Origin of the sequence: Kutzneria kofuensis, assembly GCF_014203355.1 — a bacterium.
In the GTDB taxonomy this organism is placed as follows: Bacteria; Actinomycetota; Actinomycetes; order Mycobacteriales; family Pseudonocardiaceae; genus Kutzneria; species Kutzneria kofuensis.
On sequence record NZ_JACHIR010000001.1, the window covers coordinates 6,649,321 to 6,668,029 of the forward strand.

16 protein-coding genes are annotated in these 18,709 nt (G+C 70.1%); 7 read left to right on the forward strand and 9 right to left on the reverse strand.

The window, feature by feature from the left end:
- Positions 1–88: 88 nt before the first annotated feature.
- Positions 89–1,321: a glycoside hydrolase family 99 protein gene (locus BJ998_RS30825; protein ID WP_184866836.1), complete on the forward strand. Its 1,233-nt coding sequence runs from the start codon at positions 89–91 to the stop codon at positions 1,319–1,321.
- A gap of 94 nt (positions 1,322–1,415) precedes the next feature.
- Here the strand turns inward: BJ998_RS30825 and BJ998_RS30830 are convergent, their stop codons facing one another.
- Positions 1,416–2,759, reverse strand: coding sequence for a pyridoxal phosphate-dependent decarboxylase family protein (locus tag BJ998_RS30830; RefSeq protein WP_184866837.1), 1,344 nt, complete (start codon positions 2,757–2,759; stop codon positions 1,416–1,418).
- A 26-nt stretch (positions 2,760–2,785) separates the two neighbouring features.
- On the opposite strand from BJ998_RS30830, the gene BJ998_RS30835 reads away from it, so the two are divergent.
- On the forward strand, positions 2,786–3,241 hold the full coding sequence (locus tag BJ998_RS30835; RefSeq protein WP_184866838.1) for a hypothetical protein: 456 nt from the start codon (positions 2,786–2,788) through the stop codon (positions 3,239–3,241).
- A gap of 4 nt (positions 3,242–3,245) precedes the next feature.
- On the opposite strand, the gene BJ998_RS30840 is transcribed toward BJ998_RS30835, so the two are convergent.
- Both BJ998_RS30840 and BJ998_RS30845 read right to left on the reverse strand, forming a co-directional pair.
- Entirely contained in the window at positions 3,246–3,572 is a 327-nt protein-coding gene (locus tag BJ998_RS30840) for a hypothetical protein (protein WP_184866839.1), read from the reverse strand.
- A 3-nt stretch (positions 3,573–3,575) separates the two neighbouring features.
- Positions 3,576–4,079, reverse strand: coding sequence for a SigE family RNA polymerase sigma factor (locus BJ998_RS30845; protein WP_376775940.1), 504 nt, complete (start codon positions 4,077–4,079; stop codon positions 3,576–3,578).
- 112 nt (positions 4,080–4,191) lie between these two features.
- Here BJ998_RS30845 and BJ998_RS30850 point away from each other — a divergent pair, with 112 nt between their 5' ends.
- From BJ998_RS30850 to BJ998_RS30860, 3 genes are all read left to right on the forward strand, one after another.
- Positions 4,192–5,334, forward strand: a complete 1,143-nt coding sequence (locus BJ998_RS30850; RefSeq protein ID WP_246488692.1) for a putative hexosyltransferase — start codon at positions 4,192–4,194, stop codon at positions 5,332–5,334.
- A gap of 112 nt (positions 5,335–5,446) precedes the next feature.
- Entirely contained in the window at positions 5,447–6,880 is a 1,434-nt protein-coding gene (locus BJ998_RS30855; protein ID WP_184866841.1) for a neutral zinc metallopeptidase, read from the forward strand.
- 93 nt (positions 6,881–6,973) lie between these two features.
- A complete protein-coding gene (locus BJ998_RS30860) occupies positions 6,974–7,822 on the forward strand; it encodes an NAD-dependent epimerase/dehydratase family protein (RefSeq protein ID WP_184866842.1) in 849 nt (282 codons plus the stop codon).
- A gap of 126 nt (positions 7,823–7,948) precedes the next feature.
- On the opposite strand, the gene BJ998_RS30865 is transcribed toward BJ998_RS30860, so the two are convergent.
- Positions 7,949–9,193 (reverse strand): FG-GAP repeat domain-containing protein, encoded by a 1,245-nt coding sequence (locus BJ998_RS30865; RefSeq protein ID WP_184866843.1) that lies wholly within the window; start codon positions 9,191–9,193, stop codon positions 7,949–7,951.
- 450 nt (positions 9,194–9,643) lie between these two features.
- On the opposite strand from BJ998_RS30865, the gene BJ998_RS30870 reads away from it, so the two are divergent.
- The gene (locus BJ998_RS30870) at positions 9,644–10,501 is read left to right on the forward strand and encodes a LysR family transcriptional regulator (protein WP_184866844.1); all 858 of its coding nucleotides are present in this window, start codon (positions 9,644–9,646) and stop codon (positions 10,499–10,501) included.
- 44 nt (positions 10,502–10,545) lie between these two features.
- Here BJ998_RS30870 and BJ998_RS30875 read toward each other — a convergent pair whose 3' ends face one another.
- Positions 10,546–11,160: a TetR/AcrR family transcriptional regulator gene (locus tag BJ998_RS30875; RefSeq protein WP_184866845.1), complete on the reverse strand. Its 615-nt coding sequence runs from the start codon at positions 11,158–11,160 to the stop codon at positions 10,546–10,548.
- 180 nt (positions 11,161–11,340) lie between these two features.
- On the opposite strand from BJ998_RS30875, the gene BJ998_RS30880 reads away from it, so the two are divergent.
- On the forward strand, positions 11,341–12,786 hold the full coding sequence (locus tag BJ998_RS30880; RefSeq protein ID WP_184866846.1) for an amidase family protein: 1,446 nt from the start codon (positions 11,341–11,343) through the stop codon (positions 12,784–12,786).
- A gap of 70 nt (positions 12,787–12,856) precedes the next feature.
- Here BJ998_RS30880 and BJ998_RS30885 read toward each other — a convergent pair whose 3' ends face one another.
- The 4 genes from BJ998_RS30885 to BJ998_RS30900 form a co-directional block, all read right to left on the reverse strand.
- The gene (locus BJ998_RS30885) at positions 12,857–13,774 is read right to left on the reverse strand and encodes a SagB/ThcOx family dehydrogenase (protein WP_221338179.1); all 918 of its coding nucleotides are present in this window, start codon (positions 13,772–13,774) and stop codon (positions 12,857–12,859) included.
- Between the two features lie 108 nt (positions 13,775–13,882).
- A complete protein-coding gene (locus BJ998_RS30890) occupies positions 13,883–15,613 on the reverse strand; it encodes an ABC transporter ATP-binding protein (protein ID WP_184866847.1) in 1,731 nt (576 codons plus the stop codon).
- Positions 15,606–17,306 (reverse strand): ABC transporter ATP-binding protein, encoded by a 1,701-nt coding sequence (locus BJ998_RS49270; protein ID WP_221338180.1) that lies wholly within the window; start codon positions 17,304–17,306, stop codon positions 15,606–15,608. Before BJ998_RS49270 ends, BJ998_RS30890 begins: the two co-directional genes overlap by 8 nt.
- A gap of 164 nt (positions 17,307–17,470) precedes the next feature.
- Positions 17,471–18,589, reverse strand: a complete 1,119-nt coding sequence (locus tag BJ998_RS30900) for an SDR family oxidoreductase (protein ID WP_184866849.1) — start codon at positions 18,587–18,589, stop codon at positions 17,471–17,473.
- Between the last annotated feature and the right edge of the window lie 120 nt (positions 18,590–18,709).

Sequence of the window (18,709 nt, forward strand, 5' to 3'; positions counted from 1 at the left end):
GTGCGTGAACCGGCCTAGCCTTCCCGGCACTGGCGAGGTCCTTGCCGCCACAAGGCCTTCTTGTCAACGATGACAAGGAGTGATCGACATGGGATTGTCTCGACGCACCTTTCTCGCCTCGGCGCTGGCCGCCGCGGCGAGCACCGGATACTTACCCACCGCGTCCGCGAGTCCGCAGGCCAGCCCGGTCGGCGACGTCGTGGGCAAGATAACCGTTGGCTACCAGGGCTGGTTCGCCTGCATCGGAGACGGCGCGCCGATCAACACCTGGTGGCACTGGAGCCAGAACGCCGGCCAGGCTCCGTCGCCGTCGAACAACAACATCAAGGCGTGGCCGGACATGCGGGAGTTCACCCGCGGCTACCAGACCGCCTACGCCAATCTGAACAACGGAAATCCCGCAACGCTGTTCTCCTCCTACGACCAGCAGACCGTGGACACCCACTTCGCGTGGATGCACCAGTACGGCTGCGACACCGCCGCCCTGCAGCGGTTCAACCCCAACAGCCCCGAAGGGCCCACCCGCGATGCCATGGCCGGCAAGGTGCGGTCGGCGGCCGAGGGGCACGGCGTGAAGTTCTACATCATGTACGACGTCACCGGTTGGTCGACGATGCAGTCGGAGATCAAGGCCGACTGGACCAACAAGATGTCCAAGCACACGGCGTCGTCGGCCTATGCCCGGCAGAACGGCAAACCCGTCGTCTGCATCTGGGGTTTCGGGTTCAGCGACGGCAACCACCCGTGGGACGCCGGCACCTGCCTGGACGTGATCAACTGGTTCAAGGGTCAGGGTTGTTACGTGATCGGCGGCGTGCCAAGGGCATGGCGGGTCGGCGGCGCCGGCACCCGGACCGGGTTCCTCGACACCTACCACGCGTTCAACATGATCTCGCCGTGGATGGTCGGCGCGATCAAGAACGCCGGCGAGTCCGACAACATCTACAACACCATCAACGTCGGCGACCAGGCCGACTGCAACAGCCATGGCATCGACTACCAGCCCTGCGTGCTGCCCGGCGACGTGTCCGAGCGGCAGCGCGCGCACGGCGACTTCATGTGGCGGCAGTTCTACAACATGGTCCGCGTCGGCGCGCAGGGCATCTACATCTCGATGTTCGACGAGTTCGGCGAGGGCAACCAGATCGCCAAGACCGCCCCTGACGGGTCCTGGGTGCCAGCCGGCTCCGGGCTGTGGGCGCTCGACGAGGACGGCACGTGGTGCTCGTCGGACTACTACCTGCGGCTCACCGCCGACGGCGGGCGGATGCTGAAGAAACAGATCGCCCTGACCGCGACCCGGCCGACCAGTCCGGGTTAGCCAGCACCGGCTGATCTGCTCGAAACCGCATTTCGGTGTGTCCGAGAGCGGGACTCGCGGGGGTTGGGGCGGAGGCGGCCTGCGGCCTTCGCTGCTAAACCCCCAAGGCCCGGCACACCCTGTCCACATCCGCGGCGGTGGTGCGCCAGTTGCTGAAGGCGGCGCGGATCGCCGGGACGCCCCGGTAGACCGTGGGCGTCAGGAACGCTTCGCCGCTGCGGGCCAGGTCGTCGAGCACGTCGGCGACCTGGCCCGTGGTCGGGGCGAAGCACACGACGTTCAACCGCACCGGAGCCAGCAACCGCCAGTCCGGGCTGGCGGCCAGCCGGGAACCCATTTCCCGGGCGCAGGCGATGTTGCGTTCGACGATCTCGCGGTAACCCGCACGGCCGTACGCGGCGAGGGCGAACCAGGCGGGCAGGGCGCGGAGCCGGCGGGAGGTCTCGGGCGTGAGGTGCATGGGATCGGGGACGTCGCCGGGGGCGCCGAGGTAGGGCGACTGGTTCTCGAACACCCGGACCTGCAGGTCCTGGCGGCGGGTGAACTGCACGGCGGAGTCGTACGGCACGTTCAGCCACTTGTGCAGGTCGACGCACACGGAGTCGGCCTCCGACCAGCCGTCCAGCAGGCTCGCGCAGGCCGGTGACACGGCCGCGAAGCCACCGAAGGCCGCGTCGACGTGCAGCCAGAACTCGTAGCGGGACTTCAGGTCGGCGACGGCCCGGATGTCGTCGAAGTCGACCGTGTTGACGGTGCCCGCGTTGGCCACCACGATCGCCGGCCCGGCGGCCAGTTCCCGTTCCAGGGCCGACACGTCGACGGCCTCGCGATCCGGCAGAGTGGGCACGGAAACCAGGCGTTTGCGGCCGATTCCCAGCACCGACAGGGACTTGCCGATGCTGGAGTGCGGCGTGCCGGACAGCACGCGAACGGGCCCGGGCAGGCCCTCGTCCGTCACGGAGACGCCGAGCTGCGCGCCGAGCCATTCCCGGCCGATGGCCAGGCCGACCAGGTTCGACATGGTCGCGCCGGTGACGAAGGCGCCGGGCATGTCCAGGCCGAACAGCGATCCCAGCCAGGCCACCGCTTCGCGTTCCAGGGCGACCGCGGAGGAACCGACCGAGCCGTGGGCGTTCTGGTCGAGGGTCGAGGTCAGCCAGTCGCCGGCCAACGCGGCCGGGGTGGCGCCGCCGGTGACGAAGCCCAGGTAGCGGGGGCCCGCGCTGGCCGCGAAGCCGGGTTCCCAGCGCGAGGCGAACGCCGTCATGGCCGAGCGCAGGCCGTCGCCGGACTCGGGCAGCGCAGCGGAAGCGGCGGCGGACGCGGAAACGGCCACCGGACGGTCGTCGAGGCCGGCGAGGATGCGGGCGGCGTAGGTGCGGGTCTCCGCCAGCAGCTCCGGCAGCTCGGCGAGGTCCTCGGCCAGTTTCGCGAACATGGGGCCCAGACTAGGGTGGCGGCATCATGTGGGTGCGAACCGTCGTCGCGGCAGTGGGGATCGCTGCCCTGGTGGCCATCGGCTTGGTGATCGGCCGGGCCACCGGCCCGCAGCCGCCCGTCGCACCGCCGCCAACCCTGCTGCACGCGGACAACGACACCGACGACGGCCCGCCGGTCGCGGGAACCCGGGAGGCGACGGGCCGCAACGGCGGCGCGAGCCTGCACGTGGTGGTCACGCCGGCGAACGGGTGGCTGGGCATCGAGGTGGAGTCGGCGACGGTGCCGAGCGGAACCCGCTGCCGGCTGTTCGCGTACGACCACGCCGGCAAGGGCTACGAGGCCGGCGGCTGGGTGCAGAGCGCGACGCCTGACTTCCCGATCTATGGGGCGGTGCTGCTCGCGCCGGCGGACCTGGCCTCGGTCGCGGTGGTCGACGACCGCGGGGCGAAGGTGGTCAGCGCGGAGATCCCGCCGGCCTGAGGGCTCAGGTCGGGGTCGGGGCACCGTGGGACGTGGTCAACGTCGTGGTCGGCGTGGTGGCGTCCACGGTCGTCGTCACGGTCGACGTGGGGGCCGGGGGAGACGGCGGCGAGGCCGGCTCCACCGGCCGCGAAGTGACCAGCAGCAGCGACAACGTCACCCCGGCCAGCACGACAACCACCCCGGTCACGCCCGCGCCCCAGCGGACCAGCCGGATCCGGCGACCGCGCCGGGCGATGGCCGCGGGCGTGAAGCCCAGCGGCGGCCCGGGCTGGTCACCGGCCCGCGCCAGCAGCGCACGCACCTTCTCGTCGTCGGAGGAGGAGTCCACGGCTCACCTCCCGTCCGGTTCGAGCACGTCGAAGTGTGGTCCGAGCCGACGCCGAAGGGCGGCCACGCCCCGGGCGGCCTGGCTCTTGACGGTGCCGGCGGAGCAGCCGAGGACCTCGGCGGTCTCCTCGACCGACAGATCGTTCCAGTAGCGCAGCACCAGCACGGCCCGCTGCCGTGGCGGCACCGAGGACAAGGCCGCCTGCACGAGGAGGCGCTCCTCGGCGTCACCCGATCCGGTAGGCAGCTCGGGCGGCTCGTGGGTGAGGTGTTCACGCTTGCGCCACAGCCGCCGGTTCTCCGCGAGGAACGTCCGCACCACCACCTTGCGCGCGTAGGCGTCGAGCCCGACCTGTCGCAGCCGGGGCCAGGCCAGGTACAGCTTGGTCATCGCGACCTGTGTGATGTCCTCGGCCCGGTGCCAGTCGCCGCACAGCAGGTACGCCGTCGCCCGCAGGGCATGCGCCCGCGCCGCGAAGTACTCGCTGAAGTCGTCGTCCCTGGCCACCGGAGCCGAGTATGCCATCGAAAACCGCGTGCAACCCGGCGGCGTCCCCACCGCATACCTATCCCCGAACGGGGCGCCGACCGGCGGCGTCCGCCTGCCCACCGGACGACAATTGCGCACAGAACTCATCACAGCCGCCGAGAGGACCCCGCTGGTCGAGCGGCTGGCCCGGCACGCCCTCGCGCCCGCGGGCGTCTACCTGGCGGTCCGCCTCACCGGCGTGGCGATCCTGGGGGTGCTCGCCGCCGTGCACGACCGGTCCCTGCTGGACGTGCTCAAGGCCTGGGACGGCGACTGGTACCTGTCGATCGCCCGCGACGGCTACGCCACCACGGGCTTCGGCAAGGTGGACGCGGCCGGGAACTTCACGCCGGACACCACGCTGGCGTTCTTCCCCGGCTACCCGCTGGTGGTCGGCATGCTCGGCCGGCTGACGGACACCGCGTTACCCCTGGTCGGGGTGGCCGCCAGCCTGATCGCCGGGCTGTTCGCCGCCTACGGCATTGCGCGGTTGCCCGACGACCGCAAAGTGGGCCTGATCACGGTCGCGTTGTTCGCGGCGACGCCGATGGCGGTCACGCTGTCCATGGTGTACTCGGAGGCGCTGTTCAGCGCGCTGGCCGCGTGGACACTGGTCGGCGTCATGGAACGCCGCTGGTGGCTGGCGGCTTCCTGTTGCGCGGCAGCGGGTCTGGTCCGGCCCAGCTCGGGCGTGCTGATCCTGATCGTGATCGTCGCCGTGATCATCTACGGCCGGACGCCGAAGGCGTGGGTCGCGGCGGCCGTCTGTCCGCTCGGGCTGGTCGGGTTCCTCGGCTGGGTCGCGAACCGCACCGGCAGCCTGACCGGCTGGTTCGCGGTGCAGAAGGCCGGCTGGGGCACGGCCTTCGACTTCGGCGCGAACACCTGGGAGTTCGTCCGGTACGTGCTGACCGGCGACACCTCCGTCATGGAGGCGGCGAACATGGTCGTCGTGTTGGGGGCCATCGTGTTGTGCGTGGTCGGGGTGCTGCGCAAACTGCCGTGGCCGCTCATCGCGTACGGGATCGGGTTGGTGGTGATGACCGCCGGGTCGAGCGGCGTGACCTACTCCAAGATGCGGCTGCTGGTCCCGGCGTTCACGCTGCTGATCCCGGTCGCGGTCGGGCTGGCCCGCCGCCGCAACGGCACCGTGCTGGCCGTTCTCATCGCATCGGCGCTGGTCAGCGGCTGGATCGGGGCGTACGCGCTGACCGGCTGGAAGTACGCCATCTGATCGAAAGGGCACCATCTCGCGTCCGGCGTGAACCGGTGCCGGGAACCGTCCGTGTATCCCGCGAACGGCTTCCGGAACGGCCGGAACCGCTTGTCACGCCTGGAGAATCCCGATGATCCGCCCGACTGTCGCGTCCGCCGCCGTTGTCGTGCTGGCTGCGGTCGCGGTGCTGACGGCCGGTTGCTCCACGGTCGTCGCCGGCACGGGCGCCGTCGAGCGCCCCGACCCGAACCAGGTCGCCGGCCTCGCCGTCACCACCGGTGACAGCGGCCCGCGGCCCGGCGTCGCCGACGCCGGCCTGCCCGTCGCCAACTCCGACGGCAGCGCGGTCGACAAGCTCGCCGCGAACGCCGTCGCGGACGTGCAGGCCTTCTGGGAGAAGGAACTTCCGGCCGATTTCGGCAAGGAGTTCGCGCCGGTCAAGGGGCTGGTCTCCTACGATTCGACCGGGCCGGCGCTCAAGGTGTGCAACTCCAGCACCGCCGGCCTGGTCAACGCCTTCTACTGCCAGGCCGACGACTCCGTGTCCTGGGATCGCGGGCAGTTGCTGCCGCGGCTCGACGACTCGTTCGGGCCGATGGCCGTGGTCGCCGTGCTGGCCCACGAACTCGGCCACGCCGTGCAGTTCCGGCTCGGCAGCGTCAACCAGGCCACGCCGACGATCGTCAAGGAGCAGCAGGCCGACTGCTATGCCGGCACGTTCTTCCGAAACGTCGCCGAGGGCCGGTCGCCGCACTTCCAGCTGTCCACCGGGCCCGGCCTGAACCAGATCCTGGCCACGCTGTTCTTCATCCGCGACAGCGCCGGCACCAGCGCGCAGGCCGACGGCGCGCACGGCGACGCGTTCGACCGGGTGACGGCCTTCCAGCTCGGCTTTTCCAACGGCGCCAAGCGATGCGCGCAGATCGACGTGCGCGAGGTGCAGAACCGGATCACCGAGCAGCAGTTCGCCCCGGACGACCGGGACCAGGGCCTGGGCAAGGGAAATCTTCGCGTCAGCGACCAGAGCGCCCTGCGGGACCTGCAGACCACGCTGCGGGCGGCCTTCCCGCGGAGCGACGCGCGGATCGTCGCCGGCCAACAGTCCTGTTCGGATGCCAAGACCACGTCACCGGCGGCGTATTGCCCCGGCACCAACACAATCTCACTCGACCTGACCAACCTGGTGCGGATCGGCACGCCGCCGCGTCAGGGCGCCAAGGGAGGCATCGGTGACTTCGCCGCTTTCGCCGAGATCGCGTCGCGGTTCGCACTCGCCGTCGAACACTCGACCGGCCACACCGTCGACGGTCCGTCGACCGGCCAGCTCACGGCGTGCCTGACCGGCATGTGGGCCGGCACGATCACGCCCGGCCACCAGGGCGCGCTGCAGCTCTCGCCCGGGGACCTGGACGAGGCCGTCGCCGAGATGCTGATGGGTTCGAGCCTGATCGCCGCCGACGTGAACGGCGCCACGGTGCCGTCCGGCTTCGCCCGGGTGCAGGCGTTCCGGGACGGCTTCACCTCGGCCGGCCCGGCGATCTGCGCCAGCAAGTACGGCTCCTGATACCCGTAGGGCATCACAGCGGCGGGAAAGGGTCTTGGACGCCGGTGCCTGACCGGAGCGAAACTCTTGTCAGGCAAAGAAAGGATCCAAGCGATGAAGGTCTTCGTCACCGGCGGCTCCGGCTATGTCGGCGGGCCGACCATCCGGGCCCTGGTGCGGCACGGCCACGAGGTGACCGCACTGGCCCGCAGCGACAACTCCGTCACGGCCGTCGAGGCGGCCGGCGCGACCGCGGTGCGCGGCGCGCTGACGGACACGGATGTGTTGCGGGAGCAGGCTTCCCGCGCCGACGCCGTGATCCACCTCGGCATGGCCGGCGAGCGGACCGCCGAGGTCGACCTCGCCGCCGCCCAGGCGATGCAGGACGGCCTGGCCGACCGCGGCACGTACGTGCACACCGGCGGCACCTGGGTGTTCGGCGACACCGACGGCGTCGCCGACGAGACGCACCCGATGGCCCCGCCGGCGCTGACCGCGTGGCGCCTGGACAACGAGAAGCAGGTGCTGGCCCACGGCGGCCGGCCGGTGATCGTCATGCCGGGATTGGTGTACGGCAACGGCGGCGGCCTGATCGAGGCGTTCTACGTCGACCCGGCGCGCCGGGACGGCGAGCTCGCGCAGATCGGCGACGGCAGCACGCACTGGGCGCTGGTGCACGTCGACGACCTCGCCGAGCTGTACGTGCGGGCGCTGGACGCCAAGCCACGCAGTGTCTACGTCGGCGTGGACGACCAGAACCCGACCATCGCCGAGGTCAGCCGGGCCCTGGCCCACGCGGTCGGCGTGCCGGTCAAGCGGATCGACCTGGCCGAGGCCACCGAGCGGATGGGGCCGATCGCCGAGGCCTTCGCCCTGGACCAGCAGCTGACCAGCGCCAAGGCCCGCCGCGAGCTGGGCTGGGCGCCGCGGCACACCGACGCCGTCGCCGAGCTGGCCCTGTAGCTTCGGTGCGACCCGCGGAAGTTCGTCGACAGCACCCGTGACGACGGCCGGGGAGCCCCCCGGGCAGGACCGGATCCGTGAGGATCAGGCCTGCGCCGGAGGGCTCCCCGTGATCATCCGTCCGGGTCAGTTACGGGAGACCCAGACTCCGTCGTTGCCGAATCCGACGATGTCGGCGCGGCCGTCGCCGTTGACGTCGGCGAGGAATCGGGGGTGCTGGTCGACCCGCCAGCCTTGGTTGTAGCCGAAGTTGTTGACCACGAGCTGTGCCGCGGCGAAGGTTCCGTTCGCCTGGGCCAGCGAGACCCAGACCCCGTCGTTGCCGAATCCGACGATGTCGGCGCGGCCGTCGCCGTTGACGTCGGCCAGGAGCCGGGGGTGTCGGTCGACTCGCCAGCCGCCCGCGTTGAAGCCGAAGTTGTTGAGGACGAGCTGTGCCGGGGCGAAGGTTCCGTTCTGCTGGGCCAGCGAGACCCAGACTCCGTCGTTGCCGAATCCGACGATGTCGGCCCGCCTGTCGCCGTTGACGTCGGCCAGGAATCGGGGGTGTCGGTCGACTCGCCAGCCGCCCGCGTTGAAGCCGAAGTTGTTGAGGACGAGCTGTGCCGGGGCGAAGGTTCCGTTGGCTCGGGCGAGGGAGACCCAGACTCCGTCGTTGCCGAATCCGACGATGTCGGCGCGGCCGTCGCCGTTGACGTCGGCGAGGAATCGGGGGTGCTGGTCGACTCGCCAGCCTTGGTTGTAGCCGAAGTTGTTGACGACGAGTTGTGGGTCGGCGAAGGTGCCGTTGGCTCGGGCGAGGGAGACCCAGACTCCGTCGTTGCCGAATCCGACGATGTCGGCGCGGCCGTCGCCGTTGACGTCGGCGAGGAATCGGGGGTGCTGGTCGACCCGCCAGCCTTGGGCGGTGCCGAAGTTGTTGACGGCGAGCTGCGCCGGGGCGAAGGTTCCGTTGGCTCGGGCCAGGGAGACCCAGACTCCGTCGTTGCCGAATCCGACGATGTCGGCCCGCCTGTCGCCGTTGACGTCGGCGAGGAATCGCGGATGTTGGTCGACTCGCCAGCCTTGGTTGTAGCCGAAGTTGTTGACGACGAGTTGTGGGTCGGCGAAGGTTCCGTTGGCCCGGGCCAGGGAGACCCAGACCCCGGCGTCGCCGAATCCGACGATGTCGGCGCGGCCGTCGCCGTTGACGTCGGCCAGGAATCGGGGATGTTTGTCTACTCGCCAACCGCCGGCGTTGTAGCCGAAGTTCCTGACCACCAACTCCGGCGTGCTCGCGGTCGCCTGCGTCGGCGTCGCGGACGCCGGCGTCGTGATTGGCGCGACAAGCAGCGCGGCGACGGTTGCGGAGACCACGACCGCTGGCGTCATCCTCCGCAGGCTGATCATGGACGACATAGCTACCTTCCCTCCCATGCAAGGATCCTCTCGGGTCGTTCGCAGGTGTTGTCGGTCGTCACGGCGGTGTCGGCCATGGTTGGAATGGCGAGACGGTGAGGGTGGCCACCGATGATGGGCGCGATTCGACACCGCGATCGAAGGGTCGACCTCACCGGTCGTCACTGCTGTTGCGCGCCGACCGAATCGCTGAGATCACCTCACGCCGCGGCCGTGGCACATCCACATCCGCGGTCGACCCCGGCAATCGGTCATGGCGGTCGACGAGTGCGGTGGAAGAGCTCGGCCAGAGATAGTCTGGTCCCGCCGGCTCGGGTCTCATAGGGGGCCACTTGACCGGCTCCCTGCCGGCGTCGTCCCGTTGCGACACGCATCGCGGCGGTGCGGTGGCTCCGTTCCCCTTCTGAGGTGATACTTCCTGTGATGGACGTCGACCTGCGCAAACTGCGGTACTTCGTCGCCGTGGCCGAGGAATTGCACTTCGGGCGGGCGGCGGAGCGGCTGCACATCGCCCAACCGGTGCTGTCGCGGCAGATCCGCGCGCTGGAGGACGAGCTCAAGGTGCAGCTGTTCGCCCGTGACCGCCGCCGCACCGAGCTGACGGCCGCCGGGGAGCAGTTGCTGGCCGACGCCCGGCCGTTGTTGGCCGGCGCCAACGCTTTGCGGCTTCGGGTCGGTCGGGCCGCCCGTGGACAGAACTCCTTCACCGTCGGCTTCATGCCCGGCCTGATCGTGACGGCCGCGGTGCGGGCGTTGTCCGACCGGCATCCCGAGCTGACCGTGAACGTCGTGCGCACCAACTGGGACGACCAGGTCGAGGTCGTGCGCGACGGCCGGGTCGACGTCTCGTACATCCGGCTGCCCGTCGACCAGTCCGGGCTGACGGTGCGGCCGCTGATGTCCGAGCCGCGGGTGGCCGTGCTACCGGCCGATCACCGGCTGGCCGGCAAGGAGACGATCGCCATCGCCGACCTCGCCGACGAGCACCTGCTGCAGAATCCGGACGCGGTTCCGGAGTGGCGGGACATCGCCACCGAGCTGCGGGACGGCACCCGGGTGGCGGTCGGGCACTTCTCGGCCGTGGAGGAGAAGCTGGAGCACGTGGCCACCGGCCGGGGTGTCACCGTGCTACCGCTGTCGACGGCGACGTTCTACACACGGCCGGACATCGTGCACGTGACGGTCCGCGACATCCCGCCCAACCAGGTCTGCCTGGCCTGGGAGGCCGGCCGCCGCAGCCCGCTCATCCGGGAGTTCGCGGCCCTGGCCGAATCGCTCTGAGCAGGTCGTCGTGCACCGGCGTCCCGACCGCCGACATGGCGCCGTCAGGCCGGTCCGGTCGCCTGGTTGATCAGCGTTGTGGCCAGTTCTCGGACGTCGTGGAACGGTTGCGTGTCGTTGAGCGAGGTGGACAGGGCGCGGGCGCCCTCGAACAGCACCGCGAGCTGCCGTCCCAGGGTTTCGGGATCTTGGGCGCCGGCCTCGGCGGCAGTTTTGGTCAGGCGCGCGGTGAACTCCCTCTTGTGTCGCGCGACCAGTGCTGCGGCTTCGGGCATCGTCCCGGCCGCCTCGACGGCGGCGTTGTGCAGTGGGCAGCCGCGCTCGACCTGTGGCGGTGGCGAGTCGGCCGGGAGTTCGGCGAACAGCTCCAGGAGACGCTCGCGTGCGCTGAGATCACTGCGCTCCAGAGCGGCCTCGACGTGCACAGGCCCGTCCGGCTCTGACTCGACACGGTGCAGGTAGGCGCTGACCAGGGCCTCCTTGCTCGGGAAGTGCTGGTAGAGCGTTCGAGTCGACACGTGGGCCACGTCGGTCAGCTTCGCGATACCGGTGGCGTGTATGCCGTCGCGGGCGAACAACTCCACCGCGGCGTGCAGGATGCGTTCCCGCGCACCGCGCCCGCCTCGGGGGGCACGGGCCGTCGCCTCACTCGTTCCCATGCCACAAGTATAGCGATCGGTTTACTTCGGGCGTGGAGCGTGCTACGTTCAGGTAGAACGATCGCTTTACTTCGCGGCGGTCGGGCCCGTGCGGACCGGCGTCCATCGGCCCGGAGATGCGGCCCCGAACGTCTGATGGCGGCCGGCTGATGCGTGTTTCTTCGAATCTGAGAGGTGTTCATGCGAGACGAGAAGGTGCCGGTGTCAGGGGACGACGAGCTGGCTGAACTTGGTGTAGCGGCCGCGGCCGCCGCGATCCGTGACGGCGATATCACGGCCGAGTCGTACTCCGCCGCACTTCTGCGGCGCGCGCGGAAATACTCCGACCTGAACTCCTTCATCACGATAGATGAATCCGCCGTGCTGACCGCGGCCCGGGAAGCGGACAAGGCGCGCGCCGCTGGTTCCAGGGCTCCCTTCCTCGGCGTGCCGATCGGGGTGAAGGACAGCTACGCGACGCGTGGTCTTCGTACGACGCTCGGCGTGGAAACCCTGGGGAGTTTCGTGCCGGCCGACGACGCCGACGTTGTCGCCGCGCTCGAAGATGCCGGTGGGATCGTCTTCGGCAAGAACAACCTCGTTGAAATGTCCTTCGGGCTCGCCGGGGACAACAGCCGCTACGGGCAGGTGAAGAATCCCTACGGCCGCGATCATGTGTCGGGGGGATCGTCGAGTGGCTCCGGAGCGTCTGTCGCTGCTCGGATCGTGCCTGCGGCATTGGGCGGTGACACGGTCGGCTCCATTCGGGTGCCCGCGTCTCTGTGTGGTGTGGTGGGTTTCAAGCCGACCACGGGACGATGGTCGGGTGGTGGCGTCGCGCCGATTTCGCACACGCTCGACACGACCGGCGTCCTGGCGCGCAGCGTCGAGGACTGCGCGCTGATCGATCGGATCGTCACGAAGGACGTGGCCGCTCCTCCTGGTCGTTCCGATCTGAAGGGAGCGAAGTTCGCCTATGCTCCGAGGCAGTACATGGAGTTGATCGACCCCGAGGTGGAAGCGCACTTCAAGAACGCGCTCCGGCGCCTACGGGACGCCGGCGCCGAAGTTGTCGAAATCGACCTCGGTGAGGACTTCTCGCTGATGGCGGATCGGCTGACGTGGAACATCTTCTTCCGTGAGACGATGGAATCGGTCTCGGAGTTTCTTCGCCGAAACGATTTCCCGGTTTCCTTCGATGAGATTTACGACGGGCTCAAGCCGGAGCTCAGGGAAGTGTGGAGCCATCTCGTCCTGCCGAGCGGGCCGGGCTTTGCTTCTCGGGAGACCTACGAGGCGGCGCTGTCCGTCGATCGGCCGGAGCTGCAGCGCCGGCTCGGCGCCGTATTCACGCGCGCCGGCTTCGATGCGCTGCTCTTTCCGACGACGCCCTGCGTCGCCCCGCTGATCGACCATCGGTCGAAGTTCACCGTCGCGGGCGAAGAGGTCAACGACCTGTTTCTCGCGAAGAACACCGTTCCCACCAGCGGAGCCGGCCTGCCGGGCATCAGCATCCCCCTGGCACTGACCGGACACGGCCTGCCCGTCGGAATGGAGCTCGACGGCGCACACGGCCATGACCGGGAACTCCTCGACCTGGCACGCCGAGTGGAGTCCGTTTTCGGCACGTTGCCCGCGCCCGTGTGAAGAACCCGACTGGTGCTGTCCTGGTGGGCGGTGCCGGACCGCTGCGCGGCGCGCCGTTCCCGCGGGTCGCTCAAGCGGTGCCGACGATCGCGCAGCCGATGGCCAGCTCCGTCGCCGGGTCGCAGCCGATCAGCTCCTCGACGAGCTCGTCCCGGATCGCGGCGGTGAACGTGGTCCGCAGGCCCAGGGCGGTCGCGGCCAGCGAGAGCGTCTGGTTCGTGTGGCCGGCGTCGAGCTGCAGCATGCGATAGGCCCGCGGCGAGTCCTGGTCCCGTACGACGCTCGTGTAGAACACGGCCAGGCCGGCGCCGGTGACCCATGGCTGGTCGCCGCAGGCCGCGACCAGTTCCGCGTCGGAGACGGCGTCGCCGACCAGGGCGAGCTCGTGCCGGCGGCTGTCGTAGTGGTAGACGCCGGGCTTGACGCCCTCGACGTCCCGGATGGCCGGGTACAGCTCGGTCGAATTGACGGCACTCACCTGCAGCAGCGCGCCGAGCGCGGTCAGCGGCACCGGGCCGCCGCCGAACTCCCGGTGGTCACGGCGAAGGTGGAGCACGTCGAGCAGATCCCGGTGCTGCCACTGGGCCTGCTCCGCCGACGGCAGCGGAATCCGTTCCGTGTCAGGGAAAGCGCTGAGCGGCTCGGTCGGCTCGTCGGGGGTGGGGAAGCGGGTGCCGCGGGTGGTCCGGGTCGAGTAGTGGTACGCCCGCGCGACCGGACCCCAGCTGCCCCAGGCGTGCAGCACCGCCTGCTCCTGGGCGTCCCGCTGTGAGCCCTCGGCGACCAGGACGTCGTTGGCCAGCAGGGCCTCGACGACGGCCCGGTGCCGCTCCGGCACCGAGTCGCGGTCGCGCCAGCGGATGAACCAGCGCAGCACCTCGTCGGTGTCGGTGCCCAGCACGACCTGCCGGTGGTCCAGGTAGTCGTCCCAGACGACCTGGCCGTCGACGGCGAACACCCCGCCGCACGCGGAGATCCGCAGCCGCATCAGGCCGCGCCGGGCAACACGGCGCCGGTGTCCACAATCTCGTCCATGTCCGTCAGGTTATCGTCGTCTAACCGGGGCGGACCAAATCGGGGCCGCCCGCGACCTGGATCAACTGCCCGTTCGGCCGTACGCGCGGGCCTGGATCCGGTACAGCCGAGCGTACCGGCCGCCGGCGGCCATCAACTCGGCGTGCGAACCGCGTTCGACCAGCCGGCTGCCGTCCAGCACGAGGATCAGGTCGGCCATCCGCACCGTGGCGAACCGGTGTGAGACCAGCACCGTGACGCCCCGGCCGGCGGCGTCGGCGGAGCGGTCGAACAGCGCGTCCTCGGTGGCGGCGTCGAGCGCCGACGTCGGCTCGTCCAGCACGAGCAGCAGCGGGTCGGGGCGCATGAAGCCGCGGGCGAGCGCCACCTTCTGCCACTGGCCGTGCGAGAGGTCGACGCCGTTCTCCCAGGTCACGCCCAGTTGCGTGGTCAGCTCCGGCACCGCGTCGCCCGCACCGGCCCGGCTGACGGCGGTGTGAAGTGCGACAGGATCATCGATGTGCGGCAGGTCTCCGACGCCGATCGACTCGCCGGCGGTGTACTCGAACGGGAAGAAGTCCTGGAAAGCGCCGGAAACGCGGTCCCGCCACCGGGCCGGGTCGATCGTCGCGAGGTCGACGCCGTCCACCAGGATGCGGCCGGTCGTCGGTTGGTAGAGCCGGCAGAGCAGCTTGACGAGCGTGGACTTGCCGGCGCCGTTCTCGCCGACGATGGCGACGGTTGTGCCGGCGGGGAGCGTGACCGTGATGTCGTCGAGGACGTTCCTGTCGGTGCCGGGGTAGCGGAACGAGACGGTGTCGAGGCTGATGCCGTGTCGCAGGGTTCGTGGCGGTTGCCCGGTCGCGCTGTGGGTTTGGGCGACGGCGTAGTCCTCCAGCCAAGCCAGGCGGCGCGAGACGTCGAGCCAGATCGTGCGGAAGAAGTGGGTTTGCTGCACCGTGTTCGCCACGTACTGGGCGAGCCGGCCGCCGGCGGCGAGCACGAGCAGCAGCGTCGTCGGTCGGTGCACGGCCGAGACGATGGCGGCCAGGAAGGCGACGCCGAACAGGGCGTGCGCGCCGGCCTGCCACCAGGCCGTCTGCCAGCGGGCTCTGGACAGCTTGCGATGCCGCTCTCGCCATGCCTGCCGGCGGGTGGTCCTGATCTTGTCCTGGACGCCGAAGACGCGGATCTCCTTGGCCGGGCCGGGAGTCGTGCCGAGCTCGAACATGTGCTTGGCCAGGCGGTCGTGCTGCGCGCCGGCCTCCTCGGCCCGTCGCTCGGCGTCGGCGCGCCAGGTCGAGACCAGCACCGCCGGCACCGCGACGACGCCGAGCAGCCCGAACCAGGGGTTCGCGGCCACCAGCAGGCCGACCGTGATCACCAACCGGGCGAGAGCGCCCAACGTGGAGAAGAGTTGTTGGTACAGCTCGCTCAGCGCCCCGGCGTGGTCGCGGAGCACCGAGATCCGGTCCATGACCTCGGGGCGCTCGTGGTGCTCCATGGTCGTGATCTCGGATTGCAGGCGGGCGACGTGTTCCTCGACGACGATCGCCGCCCGGTCGGCGAAGCGGCGGTTCGCCCGGTCGCTGACGGTGGCGAGCAGCCACCCGCCGATCGCCAGCACGGCCAGGAGCGTGGCGGCCAGTGCGATGTTCGTGGCGAGGAGCGAGAAAGCCAGTGCCAGCAAGGCATCCGGGATCGCGGCTCCGACCGTCGTCAGGAAGGCCACGGCGATCAGCGTCGGGCCGGCGCGGTAGCCGAGTCTCAGGGAACGGACCAGAGAGGGCAGCCAGCCGGGCAGTTCAGTCATTCCGGAACCTCGCCGCCTGCAGGTCGAACATCGTGCGGTACTTGCCGTTCGCGGCCATCAGCTCGTCGTGGGTGCCCAGCTCCGCCACCTTTCCGTTGTCCAGAACACAGATCCGGTCGGCCTGCCGCACGGTGCCGAAGCGGTGCGACACCAGGATCGTCGTGCAGCCCCGGGTCTGTTCCAGGAACCGGGTGAAGGCCTCGGTCTCGCCCTTGATGTCCAGCTGCGCCGTCGGTTCGTCCAGCACGACGATGCCGGCGCCCTGTCTCACCGCGCAGAGCGCGCGGGCCAGCGCGATCCGCTGCCACTGGCCGCCGGAGAGGTCCGTTCCGTCGTCGTATCCCTTGGACAGCACCGTGTCCAGGCCGGTGAATTCCGCCTCGGTGGCGTTGAGCGAGGTTCGTATGTCCTCTTCGGACGCTCCGGTCGGCGCGACGTTGTCCCTGAGCGGCAACTGGTAGCGGATGAAGTCCTGGAACACCGCCGTCACCTTGGAGCGCCAGTGGTCGAGGTCCAGGGTCTTCAGGTCGGCGCCGTCCGCCTCGACCGTGCCGCCGGTCGGGTCGTAGAGCCGGCAGATCAGCTTGACCAGCGTCGTCTTGCCGGCCCCGTTCAGGCCGACCACCGCCAGCGAGGTGCCGGCCGGGATCGTCAGGTCGAGGCCGTCCAGCACGGGCTTGTCGGCGTTGGGATAACTGAACCGGACATTCCGGAACCGCAAGTCCGTGCCCGTGGGCATGCGGGAACCGGTTGGCAGGCCACCGACCTCGGCCATGCTCCTGTCCAGGCGCAGCGCCGCCCGAACCGCCTCGATCGCCGGCGGGAGCGCCCAGTTCAGGCCGCCGAAGGCCAGTGCCGCCGTGCCGATCGCTGCCTGCGCGTAGGTGGCCTTCTGGCCCAGGCCGGTCGTGTCCATCGCCAGCGTCCAGAAGACCACGCCGTTCGCCGCCGTCAGCAGCGCGAGGGTCCAGCCGACGCCGCGTTGCCGCAGTTTCGTCGCCTGCCAGCGCAGGTCGACCAGCTTCCGTCTGTTGTGGACGAACTGCCGGACCGTCCAGTCGCTCAGGCCGAACAGCCGGATCTCCTTGCCCGCCGGCGGATCCACCGCCAGCCGGTACGTGTATTCCGCGCGCCGCTGGGCGTACTGGACTTCTTCGGTGTCTCGGTGCCAGACGCCGGCATCCTTGAGCAGCCAGTGCGTCGCCAGCCAGGCGACGGCCAGCGTCGCGCCGGCCCACCAGTGGTACGTCGCCAGCAGGATCGCCTGGCCCGCGCCCGCCAGCGCCTCCACCAGGCTGCCCGCGATCATGCCCATCGACAGCGCCAGCGGCGGCCCCGAGATGCCCAGGTCGAAGTCGCGGGCCACCGCCAGCTCGCCCGCCAGCGCCGTCGATTCCAGGTGCGCGATGCCCGCCGGTCCCGTCGCCGCCGTGATCAGCCGGTCCTGCAGGCGGGACGACAGGTGATCGCCCAGGTTCGTGCCGACCTGGGCGTGCAGAGGGGCAAGGATCTGCATCAGCAGGAACACCGTTGCCAGCCCGATCAGCGGTGTTGTCGGCTCTGTCGCGCTGATCAGCGCGCCGGTCGTGTACGCGAACGCCGCCGGCAGAATCGCCTGCGCCAGCAGCAGAATCCACCACGCCGCCGCCAGTCCGCGGTGCGCGCGCCACAGCGCCCGAATGAAGTCCCCCACGAGGCCGGGCATTCAACACCCGTAACCCAACGCCGCGCAACCGAATTCCGGCGAGTCACGCTCTGGGGCACACCGAATGCCGGTTTCAGGCAGAACTGAGCCCCGAGGCTCAGTTCTGCCTGATTCCTACATTCGGGGTGCCTGAGAGCGTGACTCGCGGGGGTCTACCGGCTCAGGGAGGGGACGGTTCGGAGCGAGGTGGCGTGGGTCTGGTACCAGACTTGGAACTCCCGCAGGACCGCCAGGTCCAGGTGCCAGGAGGACACCGCGGGAGCCGGCACGGCGGCGAGCAGGCGGGTGCGGTCGAAGGTCTTGGCGCCGGTGAGGTACGAGCGGAAGAAGTCGATCTTGCGATCGAATTCGCGGTCGGCGGGGGCGAAGCCGGCGTCGGAATAGGTGTAGTGCGGCCGGGGCAGGCCGGCGACGTCGAACATGAGGTCCAGGCCGTCGCCGAGGCGGATGCCGGTGGGATGGGTCAGGTGGAACACGCCGGCATGGCCGGAGCGGCTGAGGGAGACGGCGTCGGCGGCGACAAGGTCGACGGGAGCGAGGTCGACGGGCGTGGCGCGGTCGGCCCGAAGGCGGAGCGGCCGGGTCCGCACGGCGGGATCGCCGAGCATGGACAGCATCCGCTCGACCTGCACGAGCTGGCGGTGAATGCCGTACATGCCGGAATGGCCGCCGACCAGGGCATGGGTGACGCTGTGCCCGATGACGATGCCGGGCCGCAGAATTCGCTTCACCAAGCCGTCGGCCGCCAGGACCACCCACTCGGCGGCGATCTTGCTTTCCTCGTAACGGTTGTTGTGCAGCGGATCGGTGACCGCCCGCTCACGCACCGTCCCATAGCGACGGCCGGCGACGTAGGCGGTGCTGAAGTGGTTGAAGGACAGGCATCCGAGCGTGGTCGCCAGGTCGACGGCGTGCCGCGTGCCGAGCACATTGGTGCGCTGCAAACCTTCCCAGTGCCGTTCCTCGTACCGCTGGTCGGCGGCGCAGTGCCAGAACTCGGTCGCGCCGGCGGGAAAACGGGCGGGATCGACGCCGCAGAGCGGGAGATCGACGTCGGCCGCGACAGCGACGCAGCGGTGCCGGATGTCGGCGTCGAACGCCTCGCCGTGACCGAACGCGCGCGCGGCGGCGCCGAGAGCGGCGGTCAACCGGGTCGAAGCGTCGGAACGGCCGGGGCGGACGAGGCACGCGACGTCGGCGTCGGTGCGGCGCAGCAGCTCCAGCACGAGCGCGGAACCGACCAGGCCGGTTGCTCCGGTGACGACGTGCACGAAATTCCTCTTCCCTAACCCGCGGCGGTCCTTTCGATGCTAGCCAGCGGACGGGGCCGGATCAGCGCACGTTCGGGCCGACTTGCCCCTACAAAGGTGCCTTGTCCAGCCGGAACGTGT

Excerpts from the sequence above, each read along its gene's own strand:
- BJ998_RS30825 (WP_184866836.1), top strand. The coding sequence starts at position 89 with ATGGGATTGTCTCGACGCACCTTTCTCGCCTCGGCGCTGGCCGCCGCG.
- BJ998_RS30830 (WP_184866837.1), bottom strand. The coding sequence starts at position 2,759 with ATGTTCGCGAAACTGGCCGAGGACCTCGCCGAGCTGCCGGAGCTGCTG.
- BJ998_RS30835 (WP_184866838.1), top strand. The coding sequence starts at position 2,786 with ATGTGGGTGCGAACCGTCGTCGCGGCAGTGGGGATCGCTGCCCTGGTG.
- BJ998_RS30855 (WP_184866841.1), top strand. The coding sequence starts at position 5,447 with ATGATCCGCCCGACTGTCGCGTCCGCCGCCGTTGTCGTGCTGGCTGCG.
- BJ998_RS30860 (WP_184866842.1), top strand. The coding sequence starts at position 6,974 with ATGAAGGTCTTCGTCACCGGCGGCTCCGGCTATGTCGGCGGGCCGACC.
- BJ998_RS30865 (WP_184866843.1), bottom strand. The coding sequence starts at position 9,193 with ATGACGCCAGCGGTCGTGGTCTCCGCAACCGTCGCCGCGCTGCTTGTC.
- BJ998_RS30870 (WP_184866844.1), top strand. The coding sequence starts at position 9,644 with ATGGACGTCGACCTGCGCAAACTGCGGTACTTCGTCGCCGTGGCCGAG.
- BJ998_RS30875 (WP_184866845.1), bottom strand. The coding sequence starts at position 11,160 with ATGGGAACGAGTGAGGCGACGGCCCGTGCCCCCCGAGGCGGGCGCGGT.
- BJ998_RS30880 (WP_184866846.1), top strand. The coding sequence starts at position 11,341 with ATGCGAGACGAGAAGGTGCCGGTGTCAGGGGACGACGAGCTGGCTGAA.
- BJ998_RS30885 (WP_221338179.1), bottom strand. The coding sequence starts at position 13,774 with ATGCGGCTGCGGATCTCCGCGTGCGGCGGGGTGTTCGCCGTCGACGGC.
- BJ998_RS30890 (WP_184866847.1), bottom strand. The coding sequence starts at position 15,613 with ATGACTGAACTGCCCGGCTGGCTGCCCTCTCTGGTCCGTTCCCTGAGA.